10 protein-coding genes and 2 pseudogenes are annotated in these 13432 nt (G+C 67.4%); 9 read left to right on the top strand and 3 right to left on the bottom strand.

Annotated features, from left to right (window positions below):
• Window positions 1–64: 64 nt before the first annotated feature.
• Window positions 65–580 carry a catalase family protein gene (locus D9R12_RS02935; protein ID WP_122227854.1) on the bottom strand — a complete coding sequence of 172 codons (516 nt, stop codon included), beginning with the start codon at window positions 578–580 and terminating at the stop codon, window positions 65–67.
• A gap of 66 nt (window positions 581–646) precedes the next feature.
• A complete protein-coding gene (locus D9R12_RS02930) occupies window positions 647–1159 on the bottom strand; it encodes a catalase family protein (protein ID WP_147475042.1) in 513 nt (170 codons plus the stop codon).
• Window positions 1160–1296: 137 nt separating this feature from the next.
• On the opposite strand from D9R12_RS02930, the pseudogene xth reads away from it, so the two are divergent.
• From xth to D9R12_RS02895, 7 genes and pseudogenes are all read left to right on the top strand, one after another.
• Window positions 1297–2085, top strand: a pseudogene (xth, locus tag D9R12_RS02925) (exodeoxyribonuclease III); the annotation flags it as partial.
• A gap of 133 nt (window positions 2086–2218) precedes the next feature.
• Window positions 2219–3085 (top strand): SDR family oxidoreductase, encoded by an 867-nt coding sequence (locus D9R12_RS02920; RefSeq protein ID WP_122227846.1) that lies wholly within the window; start codon window positions 2219–2221, stop codon window positions 3083–3085.
• A 27-nt stretch (window positions 3086–3112) separates the two neighbouring features.
• On the top strand, window positions 3113–5410 hold the full coding sequence (locus tag D9R12_RS02915) for an FdhF/YdeP family oxidoreductase (protein WP_122227843.1): 2298 nt from the start codon (window positions 3113–3115) through the stop codon (window positions 5408–5410).
• Window positions 5411–5507: 97 nt separating this feature from the next.
• Window positions 5508–5798, top strand: coding sequence for a hypothetical protein (locus D9R12_RS02910; RefSeq protein ID WP_014161586.1), 291 nt, complete (start codon window positions 5508–5510; stop codon window positions 5796–5798).
• Window positions 5799–5917: 119 nt separating this feature from the next.
• A pseudogene (locus D9R12_RS02905) lies at window positions 5918–6445 on the top strand (2Fe-2S iron-sulfur cluster-binding protein); the annotation flags it as partial.
• Complete coding sequence (locus D9R12_RS02900; protein ID WP_122227837.1) at window positions 6442–7428, top strand: FAD binding domain-containing protein; 987 nt, start codon at window positions 6442–6444, stop codon at window positions 7426–7428. The pseudogene D9R12_RS02905 and the gene D9R12_RS02900, both read left to right, overlap by 4 nt.
• Window positions 7425–9719 (top strand): xanthine dehydrogenase family protein molybdopterin-binding subunit, encoded by a 2295-nt coding sequence (locus D9R12_RS02895; protein ID WP_122227834.1) that lies wholly within the window; start codon window positions 7425–7427, stop codon window positions 9717–9719. Before D9R12_RS02900 ends, D9R12_RS02895 begins: the two co-directional genes overlap by 4 nt.
• Before the next feature lie 43 nt (window positions 9720–9762).
• On the opposite strand, the gene D9R12_RS02890 is transcribed toward D9R12_RS02895, so the two are convergent.
• A complete protein-coding gene (locus D9R12_RS02890; RefSeq protein ID WP_122227831.1) occupies window positions 9763–10878 on the bottom strand; it encodes an acyltransferase family protein in 1116 nt (371 codons plus the stop codon).
• A gap of 393 nt (window positions 10879–11271) precedes the next feature.
• Here D9R12_RS02890 and D9R12_RS02885 point away from each other — a divergent pair, with 393 nt between their 5' ends.
• Window positions 11272–12747 carry a SulP family inorganic anion transporter gene (locus D9R12_RS02885; protein WP_122227829.1) on the top strand — a complete coding sequence of 492 codons (1476 nt, stop codon included), beginning with the start codon at window positions 11272–11274 and terminating at the stop codon, window positions 12745–12747.
• Between the two features lie 98 nt (window positions 12748–12845).
• Complete coding sequence (locus D9R12_RS02880; RefSeq protein WP_210538917.1) at window positions 12846–13403, top strand: flavin reductase; 558 nt, start codon at window positions 12846–12848, stop codon at window positions 13401–13403.
• The last annotated feature ends 29 nt before the right edge of the window (window positions 13404–13432 follow it).

The raw sequence follows: 13432 nt of genomic DNA, 5'->3' as shown, positions 1-13432 counted from the left end.
GTTACCGGCGGGTGGGGCAATGCGCGGTGCAAGCACAATCCATCCCTGGACGTGCAGCGGTTGATCACGCCGGGCAGCGTCGCTCCTGCATCGGGATGCCGTTGCGCGAGCCGCAGAAGGCCTGTGAGGAGGCATAGGCCAGCTTGCGCACGCGCATCAGCTCGCCCAGGGGGCGGTGCGCCTGCAGGCCATGCCACGGGCTGAAGCCGGTGCCATCGTCGATGGCGCGGGCCTTCTCCTCGCTCCAGCCTGCCTGGGGTGCAGCGCTTACCCGGGCAACGGGAACGAACGGGCTGGCGGCTTGGCCCCATTCCACTGTGGGATCGTCGATCGGCATGTCCTGCAGGTTGGTGCACAGCTGTGCACGCAGTTCCCACACCGCTTCGTGCTGCTGGAAGTAGGCAGCCACCGCCTCGCGCAGTGCGTTGTCCTGTTTCAGCTCGATCGGTGCATCGCGCAGGGCCAGCAGCGCCGGCGACACCGGTGCCAGCTGCAACTTGGCCACGTAGTGGCCATAGCGCAGCGGCAGCTGGGTGTAGAGGGTTTCGCCCAGGATGTGGTGCGCCGGCTCGCCGCCCATCGCCTTGAGCGTGGCGCTTTGGCCGCCGACGGCTTCAAGGGCGCGCTCGGTGCCGCGCAGGAACGCCTAGCCCAGCTCCTTGGCGCGCTCGGCCCGGTCGGTGGTCATGGCCAGCAGCTTGAGACTGCGCAGGAATGCCTTGCCATCGCGCGCGTTGAACCGCGGGCCGTAGACCATGATGAAGTCCTGACCGCGCTGAGCTTCAGAATCTTCCAGGCGCTCGCCCGGCACCTCAAACACACGCAGCGCCACGCCGCGTGGAGTGGAGACCCGATCAGGCAGCAGGTCCCCTGGCGTGGTGGACAGGCGCAGCACCGCCTCGAAGCGGCCGGGCCGGGCAAACAACCCCTGGCGCAGCGGCTCGGGCAGGTCGGGCAAGACTTCCAGGTGCGCCTGCAGCAGGCCATGACGCTTGGCGTGCACGCTGCGCAGCGCGTGGTGACTGTCGCGCCAGGTCTGCTCGGAGATGGACAGCAGCGCCTCGGTCAGTTCCTGTGCGACCTGCGCCTCGTGCGGGCCGGGCACGGCCATGGCCTGCAGATATGGCTGGTAGCGCAGGTCGGGCGGGTGGTCGGTCATGGTGAGCCTGCCTGGAAACGGAAGGGCCACGATGCGCACCGGTGGATCAATGCACGGTGAGGTCCTGCCGGCCACAGCCTTCACGCTGCGCGCAGAACCGCCCGCCCAACTTGGTGGGGGACTGCGAGGAGCACGTCATGCCGGCCAGGCTGTTGAAGATCGCCACCTACAACGTGAACGGGATCGGCGCGCGCCTGCCGCACCTGCTGGCATGGCTGCAGCGCGAGCAGCCTGACATCGTCGGCCTGCAGGAACTCAAATGCAGCCAGGAGGCCTTTCCTCAGGCAGCCATCGCCCAGGCCGGCTACGGCGCGATCTGGCAGGGCCAGCGTGCCTGGAACGGGGTGGCCCTGCTGGCGCGCGGACAGGATCCGGTGGAGAGCCGGCGTGGGTTGCCCGGGGACCCGAGCGATGGGCAAAGCCGCTACATCGAAGCGGCGATCCACGGCATCGTGGTCGGCTGCCTGTATGCGCCCAACGGCAATCCGCAGCCGGGGCCGAAGTTCGACTACAAGCTGCGGTGGATGGCGCGACTGGCGCGCCATGCCAGGACTCTGGTGGAGCTGCCGCATCCAGTGGCGCTGATCGGCGATTACAACGTGGTGCCCACCGACGCGGACATCTACGATCCCAAGGGCTGGCGCCGCGACGCGCTGCTGCAGCCGCAGAGTCGACAGGCTTTCGCCGAGCTGCTGGCCCAGGGCTGGACCGACGCGCTGCGGCAGGTCCATGGCGATGCCCGCATCTACACGTTCTGGGACTATTTCCGCCAGCACTGGCAGCGCGACCGCGGCCTGCGCATCGACCACCTGCTGCTCAATCCGGTGCTGGCCGCGGCCCTGCGCGATGCAGGCGTGGACCGCTGGGTGCGCGACCTGGAAAAAGCCAGTGACCACGCCCCCACCTGGGTGCAGGTCCAAGCGCCGTCCAGAACCGGCAAGTAGGCGCCCGCCGGGACTGCGGAACGTTCATGCCGCGTACACGGGGGCAGCGCGTGCAGTTCACCTGCTCCTGTCCGCAGCCCCGGCACGCTCTTGCCTTTCTCCCTGGAGTCATTGCATGCCGATTCCCGACTACCCGCGTCCTCCATTCAAGCCGCAGCAGCAGCCCTTCCCCGGCAAGAGTGCCAGGACCGATCCGGTGCCCGATATCGGCAAGGACAGCTACGTCGGCCACGGGCTCCTGGAAGGCAAGCGCGCGCTCATCACCGGGGGCGACAGCGGCATCGGTGCGGCAGTGGCCATTGCCTTTGCCCGGGAAGGCGCCAGCGTGGCCATCGCGCACCTGCCCGAGGAGCAGGACGATGCAGTCGACATCCTTGCGCAGATCAAGGCCGCCGGCGTCCAGGGCCATTCGTTTCCCTGCGACCTGCGTGACCCGGCGCAGATCCAAACCCTGGCCGCCGGCGTGCTGGAAGCGTTCGGCGGGCTGGATGTGCTGGTCAACAACGCGGCCTATCAGCGCTATTTCCAGTCCTTCGACGAGATCACCCTGGACGAGTGGACCCGGACCTTTGCCACCAACGTCCATGCCCCGTTCTACCTGATCAAGCAACTGGTGCCGCACTTGCAGCCAGGGGCCTCGATCATCAACACCGCCTCGGTCAATGCCAAGGATCCAACGCCCAGCATCCTGCCGTACTCCACCACCAAGGGTGCGGTGGCCAACATGACCCTGGGTTTGGCCTCGCTGCTGGCCGAGCGCGGCATTCGCGTCAACGCGGTACTGCCCGGACCGATCTGGACCCCGTTCATTCCTGCCGGCATGGCCGAGGAAAAAGTGAAGACCTTCGGTTCGCAGACGCCGTTCGGGCGTCCGGGCCAGCCGGCCGAGCTGGCCTCGGCCTACGTGATGCTGGCCGCCGACACGGCCAGCTACACCTCTGGTGCACTGATCACCATCGCCGGCGCGCAGGCGGTGCTGTGAATCGATTGAATCAAGGGAGCGCATCGGATGGATAACGGCAAGCACGGCCCGCAGCCGCAAGGGCCGGTGGGCGGGTGGGGTTCGCTGCGGGGCATGGCCCTGGTTGCGCTGCACGATCATGCCTCGCCAGGGGCGCTGCAGACGCTGTCCGAACAGAACATACCCGGTGGCTACATGTGCGGCTCCTGCGCCTGGGGCAAGCCGGCCAAGCCGCACGTGTTCGAGTTCTGCGAAAACGGCGCCAAGTCGACCCTGTGGGAGCTCACCCGCGATCGCTGCACGCCAGCATTCTTCGAGCAGCACACCCTGGCCGAACTGCGCCAGTGGCAGGACTACGACCTGGAGATCCAGGGGCGGCTGACCGAACCGCTGCGCTACGACCCGGCCAGCGACCGCTACCTGCGCTGCAGCTGGGATGAGGCCTTCACCGGCATTGCCGCTGAACTCAAACAGCTCGACCCAAAGTCGGTGGTGTTCTATGCCTCGGGCAAGGCCAGCCTGGAAACCTCGTATCTGTATGGCCTGTTCGCGCGCATGTATGGGCACAACAACCTGCCCGACAGCTCCAACATGTGCCACGAGACCACCTCGGTGGGGCTGAAGAAGGTGATCGGCTCGCCAGTGGGCACCTGCACGCTGGAGGACTTCGAGCACTGCGATGCGATCTTCTACTTCGGCCAGAACCCGGGCACCAACAGCCCGCGCTTCCTGCACCCGCTGCAGGAGGCGGTCAAGCGTGGCTGCAAGATCGTGGTGTTCAATCCGGTCCGCGAGCAGGGGCTGGTGCGCTTCATCGATCCGCAGAACCCGGCGCAGATGCTGACCGGCCATACCACCGAACTGGCGCACCAATACCTGCAGGTGCGCCCGGGCGGGGACATCGCCGCCTTGATGGGCCTGTGCAAGCACGTGCTGGCGGTGGACGATGCACGCCGCGCCGAGGGCTCGGCCGGGGTGCTGGACCGCGATTTCATTGACCAGCATACCCACGATTTCGAGGCCTTTGCCGCCCGTGCGCGGGCCGCCGACTGGAGCACGATCGAGCAGGCCAGCGGCCTGGCCCGGGCCGAGCTGGAAGCGGCCGCCGAGGTCTATCTGGCGGCCGAGCGGGTGATCGGCTTGTACGGCATGGGCCTGACCCAGCATGTGCATGGTTCGCAGAGCGTGGCCATGCTGGTCAACCTGCTGCTGATGCGCGGCAACATCGGCCGGCCCGGCGCCGGCGTGTCGCCGGTGCGCGGACATTCCAACGTGCAGGGCCAGCGCACAGTCGGCATCACCGAAAAGCCCGAGCTGGTGCCGCTGGACCGGCTCAGGCAGCTGTTCGACTTCGAGCCACCGCGCGAGCAGGGGATGACCACGGTCGAGGTGTGCAAGGGCGTGTGCGAAGGCACGGTCCGCGCCTTCGTCAGCCTGGGCGGCAACTTCGTGCGCGCCATCCCCGATCGCGATGTGATGGAACCGGCCTGGGCCGGGCAGGCACTGACGGTCTACATCGCCACCAAGCTCAACCGCAGCCACCTGGTGCATGGCCGCGCCTCCTACCTGCTGCCCTGCCTGGCGCGCCCGGAACAGGATCTGCAGGCCGGCGCGGCGCAGTCGGTCTCGATGGAGGACAGCTTCAGCCATATCTACGGATCGATCGGGCGGCGCAAGCCAGCCAGTGAGCATCTGCGCTCGGAGCTGGCGATCGTTGCGGGCCTGGCCAAGGCCACCCTGCCGCCGCACCCCAAGTGGCAATGGGATGCCTGGGTCGGCGACTACGGCCGGGTGCGCGACCTGATCGAACAGACCTGGCCGGAGATGTTCGGCGACTACAACGGGCGCATGTTCCAGCCGGGCGGGTTCTATCGCGGCAATCCGGCGCATGAGCGGGTCTGGAAGACAGACAGCGGCAAGGCGCAGTTCACCACCCCGACGGTGCTCTCGGCGCTGGGCGTGGGCGATGCGCCGGGCCGCTTCCACCTGATCACCATGCGCTCCAACGACCAGTTCAACACCACCATCTACGGGTTCAGTGATCGCCTGCGCGGGCTGGAGGGCGCGCGCACCATCTTGTTGATCAACCCTGCCGACATGCAGCGCCAGGGCCTGCGCGAAGGCCAGCTGGTGGATCTGCTCGGTGATGCCGACGATGGTGCCACGCGGGTGGTGGCCGGGCTGACGGTCACCCCGTTCAATCTGCCCGATGGCTGTGTGGGCGGCTATTACCCGGAGATGAATGCGCTGGTGCCGCTGTGGTACCACGACCAGGCCTCCAAGACGCCGGCCTCCAAGGGCGTGCCGGTGCGGATCCGCGCGCATGCCGATGCGCAGCCGGCCTGAAGCGTGAGCCGGGCGCCGAGGTCCGCCCTGTGCATCCCATCGGCCCACTCAGCGGCTTCACGTGGGCATGAGTGGGCCCTGTGCACGCTGATGCTTCATGAATTTCTGCGTCCGCGAGCACTCCATGGAGATGAAGTCGTATCTGTTTCGCACCTGTGGTGTATCGGCGCCAGGTGAGGGCAGCGCGCTGTTCAACAACGTCGTGGCCGCGCTCAATGAGCTGGCCGGAGGCGGCCACAAGCTGGAGATGTTCCAGCTGGCCGCCACGGTGGCCGACGATCGCGATGGGCCGATGGTGATCATGCCAATGAAGGCGCCCTCCGGCTGGTACCACCATGTACAGCCGGTGCTGCAGCGCCATGGCCTGGACTGCCGCGAGTACTGGTAAACCCGGGTGCCCGCCAAGTGGCCGGCCCGGGCGCATGTGATCGAGCCGTGCACGCAAGAGCGACGCATCGGCAACATTCGCCTTGCGATAAAAGAACCCACGCAAGCGGACGGGCTTGCCCCATGCCAGCGGAGAACACCATGGACTTCATCATCAACGGCGTGCCGGTCCAGGCCGAATTCGACCCACGCACCTCGCTGCTGGACCTGCTGCGCGAACACCTGCACCTGACCGGCACCAAGAAGGGCTGCGACCAGGGCGCCTGTGGCGCCTGCACGGTGCTGGTCGATGGCATGCGCATCAATAGCTGCCTGGCCCTGGCGGTGCAGTACCAGGGCCGGTCGATCACCACGGTGGAGGGCCTGGCCGATGCGGACGCGCTGCATCCCTTGCAGCAGGCATTCATCGCCCATGATGGGTTCCAGTGCGGCTATTGCACTCCGGGCCAGTTGTGTTCGGCGGTGGCGATGAGCGACGAGCTGGCCCGCGGCGAGCCCAGCCATGTCACCGCCGACCTGTGCAGTGCGTCGATCGCCCCCAGCGATGAGGAACTGCGCGAGCGCATGAGCGGCAATCTCTGTCGCTGCGGTGCCTACAACGGGATCGTCGACGCGATCCGCCACACCCTGGAGGCCCAATCGGCATGAACCCCTTCAGCTATACCTTGGCCGCCGATCCACAGGCGGCCATCCGTGGTGCGGCCCAAGCCGGTAGCCGTTACCTGGGCGGCGGCACCAATCTGGTCGACCTGATGCGCGAAGGCGTGGAGCGGGCCGACGCCTTGGTCGATGTGACCGCGCTGTCGGCCGACATCCGCCTGGGCGCTGACGGCAGCCTATCGCTGGGCGCGGCGGCCAAGAACACCGCCGTGGCCGTGGATCCGACGGTGCGCCGGCATGCGCCGTTGCTGTCACGCGCGATCCTGGCCGGTGCCTCGGCGCAGATCCGCAACATGGCCACCGTCGGCGGCAACCTGCTGCAGCGCACGCGCTGCACGTACTTCTACGACCAGGCCGCGCGCTGCAACAAGCGCACCCCGGGCGCGGGCTGCGATGCGCGCGAAGGCTTCAACCGCATGCACGCCATCCTCGGCGCATCGCCGGCCTGCGTGGCCACGCACCCCTCGGACATGTGTGTGGCCCTGGCCGCCCTGGACGCGGTGGTGCACTGCGACGGCCCGAACGGCGCGCGCGCGATCCCGCTGGTGGACTTCCATCGCCTGCCCGGGCAGGCGCCGCAACAGGACACGGTGTTGACCGCCGGTGAGTTGATCACCGCCGTCACCGTGCCGGCACTGGCCGAGGGCATGCGTTCGAGCTACCGCAAGGTGCGTGATCGTGCCAGCTATGCCTTCGCGCTGGTGTCGGTGGCCGCGGCGGTGCAGCTTGATGAGGCCGGCCGCGTCGCCGACCTGCGCCTGGCCTGGGGCGGGGTGGCGCACAAGCCCTGGCGCGCGTCAAAGGCCGAGGCCGCCCTGCGCGGGCAGCGGCCGGATGCGGCCGCGATCGCGCATGCCCTGGACCTGGAACTGGCCCAGGCGCAGCCGCTGCGCGACAACGCCTTCAAGATCGACCTGGTCCGTCGGACCACCACGGCCGTGCTGGCCGAACTGGCTGGAGCCACCTCATGACCATGCAGGAATTGATGAAGACCGTGATCCGGCACGTCCCAGCCAGGATGCTGCCCGCCACCCACCCGCAACAGCTGGATGGCAGGCGCACCCACATTGGAGCGGCCACACCGCGCCTGGACGGGCCATTGAAGGTGCAGGGCAAGGCGCGCTTTGCCGCCGAGGTGGCCCTTGAGGGGATGCTCTACGCCTCCATCGTCCACAGCACCATCGCACGCGGCCGGATCACGGCGTTGGACACCAGCGCCGCCGAGGCCGCACCGGGTGTGGTCCAGGTGATGACCTATCGCAATGCCCCGCGCATGAAGACACCCGGTGCATTTGGCGAGGGCGATGAAGTGGCCGGCAGCGCCCTGCCGGTGATGCAGGACGAGCGCATCCACTGGAATGGAGAAGCGGTGGCCGTGGTCCTGGCCCAGACCCAGGAGCAGGCCGACTTTGCCGCCGGGCTGGTCCAGGTGGAATACGCGCTTGCGGCCGATGCCGTCACCGATTTCCAGCAGGCCAAGCAACACGCGCACCGTCCGGACACGGTGCTGGGCGAATCCACGGTCGTGGACAAGGGCGATGCGCACGCTGCGCTGGCCAAGGCACCGTTCAAGGTCGACCAGCGCTACAGCACCCCGCGCCACAACCACAACGCGATCGAACTGCATGCGGTCACGGTGCATTGGGATCAGGGCACGCTGGTCGTGCACGACGCCACCCAGATGCTCAACGGCACGGCCAAGACCCTGGCCAAGGTGTTCGACCTCAAGCCCGAACAGGTGCGCGTGCTGTCGCCGTTCGTCGGCGGCGGCTTTGGCGGCAAGGGCCTGTGGACCCACCAGATGCTGGCCGCCGCCGCCGCACGGCTGGTGGGCCGGCCGGTGCGCCTGACGCTCACGCGCGAAGGGGTGTTCCGGCTGATCGGCGGACGCACCCTGACCGAACAGCGCGTGGCACTGGGGGCCAACGCCGACGGCACGCTGACCGCGCTGATCCACACCGGCGTGGTCGCCATGACCGCGCACAACAACGTGCCGGAGCAGTTCACCTTTCCGGCGCGGCATCTGTACGCAGCCGAGAACGTTCACCTGGAGCAGCAGGTCGCCGAGATGGACATGCTGGCCAACACCTTCATGCGTGCCCCGGGCGAATCGGTGGGCACCTTTGCCCTGGAAAGTGCGCTGGACGAACTGGCCGAACAGCTGCAGCTCGATCCGATCGAACTGCGTCGGCGGATCGAGCCGGACAAGGACCCCACCAGCGGCAGCGCGTTTTCTTCGCGCCACCTGCTCAAGGCCTACGCCGATGGAGCCAGGGCGTTCGGCTGGGACCAGCGTTCGCCCACCCCGCGTGCGCGTCGCGACGGCGAGTGGCTGATCGGCATGGGCGTGGCCACCGCGACCTACCCCTACTACCGCATGCCCGGCAGCGCCGCGCGCGTGCGCATCGACGCCGACGGCAGTGCAACGGTCTCCACCGCCGGCCACGAGATGGGCATGGGCACGGCGACCGTGCAGGCCCAGCACGCAGCGGACCGGCTCGGTCTGGCGCTGGAGCAGGTGGCATTCGAATACGGCGACACCTCGTTGCCTGCCGGCGCGATGGCGGGCGGTTCCTCGCAGACCGCCGGCACCCTGGCCGCGGTCGAGGCAGCCAGCCAGGCGCTGGTCAAGGCGCTGTTGAAGCTGGCGCCCAAGGATTCGCCGCTGCATGGTCTCAAGCCCGATCAGGTGGAACTGCGCGATGGCGGACTGGCCGGGATCGACCGCGACGACGCCTACGAGAGCTTCGTCGACCTGCTGCGCGGTGCCGGCCAGGCGCACGTGGAAGCGGAAGCCAGCGCACCGCCGCCGATGGAGATGATGAAGTACTCCATGCATTCCTACGGCGCGCAGTTCTGCGAGGTGCGGGTGAGCGAGGTCACTGGCGAGGTGCGCGTGAGCCGCTTCTTGGGCGCGTTCGACACCGGCCGGATCCTCAATCCGCAGACCGCAGCCAGCCAGTTCCGCGGCGGCATCGTCATGGGCCTGGGCCTGGCGCTGACCGAGGACACCTGGTTCGACCCGCGCACCGGGCGGATCATGAATCCCACCATGGCCGAGTACCACGTGCCGGTGCAGCTGGACGTGCCGCGCATCGAGATCATGTGGACGGATGCGCCCGATCCGCATTCGCCGCTGGGCGCACATGGGGTGGGCGAGATCGGCATCACCGGCACCGCCGCGGCCGTGGCCAACGCCATCTACAACGCTACCGGCAAGCGCATCCGCGACCTGCCGATCACCCTGGACAAGCTGCTTTAGGCCGGACAGCGGCGCGGCGCTGGTCTTGCGATGCTGCGTCCAGTCAGTTGAAGTGTTCTTTCGCGTGAATGCGGCGCGTCCAGGCGTGGTGTGCGCAGAACGCGCGCCCGATCTGCGTCCTGACCCACTTCAGGACCGGCTTTTCGTAGACCAGGTGATAGCAGATGCCTGCGGCGATCGACAGCACCAGTCCGGCCAGGATGCTGACGTGGTAGGTGGCCAGCGGGCCTGCATGCCCGACCACCCGTGCGATCACCGACAGCAGCGGGAAATGCACCAGGTAAATGGCGTAGGACGCATTGCCCAGCGCCATCAGCCAGCGCCCCACCCGCACATGGCCGCTCCACTCGGCCCGGATCATCGGCACCAGGGCCAAGGCCAGTGCCAGGCCGAACAGCGGTGAATAGACCCGGTCGAATTCCAGCGCCGCCGCGCCGGCCAAGCAGGTCAGCGCGCCGAGCCACAGCCATGCATTGCGGCCTCGCCCGTGCAGCGCCAGGTGCGCGGCGAACATGCCGAAGACGAACTCCAGGTTGATCGGGTTCAGCAGGATGGACGCAGGCGAAAGATCAAACGGCGTCTCGAAGGCCGGCTGGGTCAGCTGCCGCACCACGATCAGGCAGGCCCACAGGAACGCACACAGCAGCGGCCGTCCGGATCGCAGGAACAGCATTGCCAACGCGTAGAAGCACAGTTCGAAGGACAGGCTCCAGGCGACGCCGAGCGTGGAGTGCGGCCCGTTGGGCAGCAGGGTCAGCGTGCTCCACCAGGACCAGGGCACGCCCGCATTGCCGACTCCCGGCGCCAGCGTGTAGAACACCCCCAGCGCCACCGCCACCGGCAGGTACGGCAGGTAGATGCGGGTGACGCGGCTTTCCACATAGGTCCCCAGCCAGCCGCGTTTGCCGATGATGTCCTGGTTGATGTAGTAGATGATGAAGCCGGACAGTACGAAGAAGAAATCAACGCCCAGGTATCCCTTCGCAAGCACCGCCCGGAGTGGGCCGGGCACCTGCGCAACGAAGGTGTCGGTGGCCGGCAGGGTGTGGCTTGCCACCACGGCGAGTGCCGCGATGGCGCGTCCTGCTTGAAGGATGCGGATGGTGGATCGCGAGTGCGGCACGGCAGTTGCCGCGCGTGGGTGCGGTGAAACGTTCATGGCGTGAGCTCCTTGCGGGCACGGCAACCCCCGGCGAGGCCGGGCATGGGCACGATCGCGGGTTGCTATCAGGGTGGCGTGGCCAGTCCCATGTGCCTTGTCCTGTAAAAGAAAGACCGAATCGACGCAGGAAGCGATGCGTGCCTTGACGGCGTGTCCTGGTACCAACGCAGGTGTCCGGGAAAACCGGACGAAGCCGAATCCGGGCTGGGAAGGCGCTTGCTTCTCGGCTAAAATCCGAGCAAGCCGCCATCTTTGGTCTCTCCTTGGTCACTCTCCCACCCTGAACCTGCACCCTGGGCCGCATCGCGCGATGTGGTCAGGTTCTGTCCTTGCGTTTTTCTCTGTGATCGCGCCAGCCAGGTCGTGTGCTGGGCCCAGGAGTTCCTCCCTATGCAGTTCGATACGCCGCTACGTCAGCAGTGGCTCGGCAACGTGCGTGCCGACATCCTCTCAGGCGTTGTCGTGGCACTTGCCCTCATTCCTGAAGCCATCGCTTTTTCCCTCATCGCCGGCGTAGACCCGAAGGTCGGGCTGTACGCTTCCTTTTGCATCTGCATGGTCATTGCCTTTGCGGGCGGGCGCCCGGCGATGATCTCGGCGGCCACCGGTGCCATGGCGCTGCTGATGGTCGATCTGGTCCGCGACCACGGCCTCCAGTACCTGTTGGCGGCAACGCTTTTGACTGGCGTGCTCCAGATCTTCGCGGGCCTGCTGAAACTGGGCTCGCTCATGCGGTTCGTGTCCCGGTCAGTGATCACCGGCTTCGTGAACGCCTTGGCCATCCTGATCTTTCTCGCACAGCTGCCCGAACTGATCCATGTGCCTTGGGCGGTGTATCCGCTGTTCCTGGGGGCCCTGGCCATCATTTACGGCCTGCCACGGGTCACCAAGGTGGTTCCGGCGCCGTTGGTGGCCATTGCCGTCATCACCGCAATGGCCATGTGGCTGCGGATCGACGTGCCGACGGTGGGCGACAAGGGACAGCTTCCGGACAGCCTGCCGAGGTTCCTGTTTCCCGAGGTCCCGTTGACCTGGGACACCTTGCGCTTGCTCCTGCCGGTCTCGGCGACCCTGGCCGTGGTCGGACTGCTCGAGACTCTATTGACCACCCAGATCGTGGAAGACATGACGGACACCCCGAGCCAGCGCAACCGCGAATGCGCCGGCCAGGGGCTTGCAAACATCGCCTCGGGTCTGGTCGGTGGGATGGCAGGCTGCGCGATGATCGGGCAGTCGGTGATCAACGTGAAGTCCGGCGGGCGCGGGCGATTGTCCACCCTGGTCGCCGGCATGGTCCTGCTGCTGCTGGTCGTCTACGGCGCAGCGCTGGTCAGGCAGATTCCGATGGCGGCGCTGGTGGCGGTGATGGTCATGGTGTCGATCGGCACGTTCAGCTGGGCCTCGATCGCCAACCTGCGCGTTCACCCGAAGAGCTCTTCGGTGGTCATGATTGGCACGGTGGTGGTGACCGTGGCCAGCCATGACCTGGCCAAGGGCGTTCTGACCGGCGTGCTGCTCTCGGCGGTCTTCTTCACCAGAAAGGTGGGGCGCATGCTGCAGGTGGAGATCATCGAACGCGACGGCACCCGCTTTTACCTGGTCTCCGGACAGGTCTTCTTTGCCTCGGCCGCGCAGTTTTTCAGCGGCTTCGATTTCGCCCACGCACCAGGGCGGGTCGTGATCGACGTTTCCGCCGCTCACTTCTGGGACATCAGCGCGGTCGCTGCCCTGGACCGGGTGGTGCTCAAACTCAGGGCACATGGCAGTTCAGTGGAGGTTCGCGGGCTCAATGCCGCGAGCGCGACGATCGTCGACGCGCATGGCACCCATCAGGAAGGACGGATCGCCGCCTCGGGTGGTCACTGAGTCATCACCGGGTGGGGCTTTGCCCGCCGCATCAACTTGTCCGGCGCTGCGCTGCGCAGGCCGCGCTGCACAGCGGCCAGGGCAGGGCATGCCGCAGCTTGCGGCAAAAGTACCGGGAACCCGGCCCGCCACTGGACCTGCGTGGGCATCGCGGCGACCATAGACGCATCGACACCATCACCAACGAACAATTCCGCAACGCCATGTCGCGCCTGGCCGCAGCGGTGAATGTGATCACCACCGACGGCCCTGCCGGGCGGCATGGCATGACCGCCACGGCGGTATGCAGCGTCACCGACAGCCCGCCGACGCTGCTGGTGTGCATGAACCGGCGTTCTGGCTCGCATCAGCGCTTCCGCGACAACGGCGTGTTGTGCGTGAACGTGCTCGCAGGTCACCACCAGGCGCTGTCCAGGCGATTTGCGACCTCGACCGATGCGGCCACGCGCTTCGGCCACGATGCCTGGACCACCCTGGTGACCGGCGCGCCGGTGCTGGCCGATGCCAGCGCGGCACTGGATTGCCGCATCACCCAGGTCAGCGATGTGGGCACGCACAGCGTGTTCTTCTGCGAAGTGGTCGGCGCGTCGATGGCCGCCCAGGCCGGTGGCCTGGTGTGGTTCGACCGCAGCTATCACGTCCTGGGCGCAGGCTGAAACCCCAGGTGGGGCCCGGCGCCCGGCGG

The organism is Pseudoxanthomonas spadix, from assembly GCF_003703395.1.
GTDB lineage: Bacteria > Pseudomonadota > Gammaproteobacteria > Xanthomonadales > Xanthomonadaceae > Pseudoxanthomonas_A > Pseudoxanthomonas_A spadix.
The sequence above is the reverse complement of the archived record's forward strand: the minus strand, read 5'-3'. Positions and strand labels throughout refer to the sequence as shown.

Coding starts and splice junctions, on each gene's coding strand:
- D9R12_RS02930 (WP_147475042.1), bottom strand. CDS start 1,159: ATGACCGACCACCCGCCCGACCTGCGCTACCAGCCATATCTGCAGGCC.
- D9R12_RS02910 (WP_014161586.1), top strand. CDS start 5,508: ATGAATTTCTGCGTCCGCGAGCACTCCATGGAGATGAAGTCGTATCTG.
- D9R12_RS02885 (WP_122227829.1), top strand. CDS start 11,272: ATGCAGTTCGATACGCCGCTACGTCAGCAGTGGCTCGGCAACGTGCGT.
- D9R12_RS02900 (WP_122227837.1), top strand. CDS start 6,442: ATGAACCCCTTCAGCTATACCTTGGCCGCCGATCCACAGGCGGCCATC.
- D9R12_RS02915 (WP_122227843.1), top strand. CDS start 3,113: ATGGATAACGGCAAGCACGGCCCGCAGCCGCAAGGGCCGGTGGGCGGG.
- D9R12_RS02920 (WP_122227846.1), top strand. CDS start 2,219: ATGCCGATTCCCGACTACCCGCGTCCTCCATTCAAGCCGCAGCAGCAG.
- D9R12_RS02935 (WP_122227854.1), bottom strand. CDS start 580: ATGGGCGGCGAGCCGGCGCACCACATCCTGGGCGAAACCCTCTACACC.
- D9R12_RS02890 (WP_122227831.1), bottom strand. CDS start 10,878: ATGAACGTTTCACCGCACCCACGCGCGGCAACTGCCGTGCCGCACTCG.
- D9R12_RS02895 (WP_122227834.1), top strand. CDS start 7,425: ATGACCATGCAGGAATTGATGAAGACCGTGATCCGGCACGTCCCAGCC.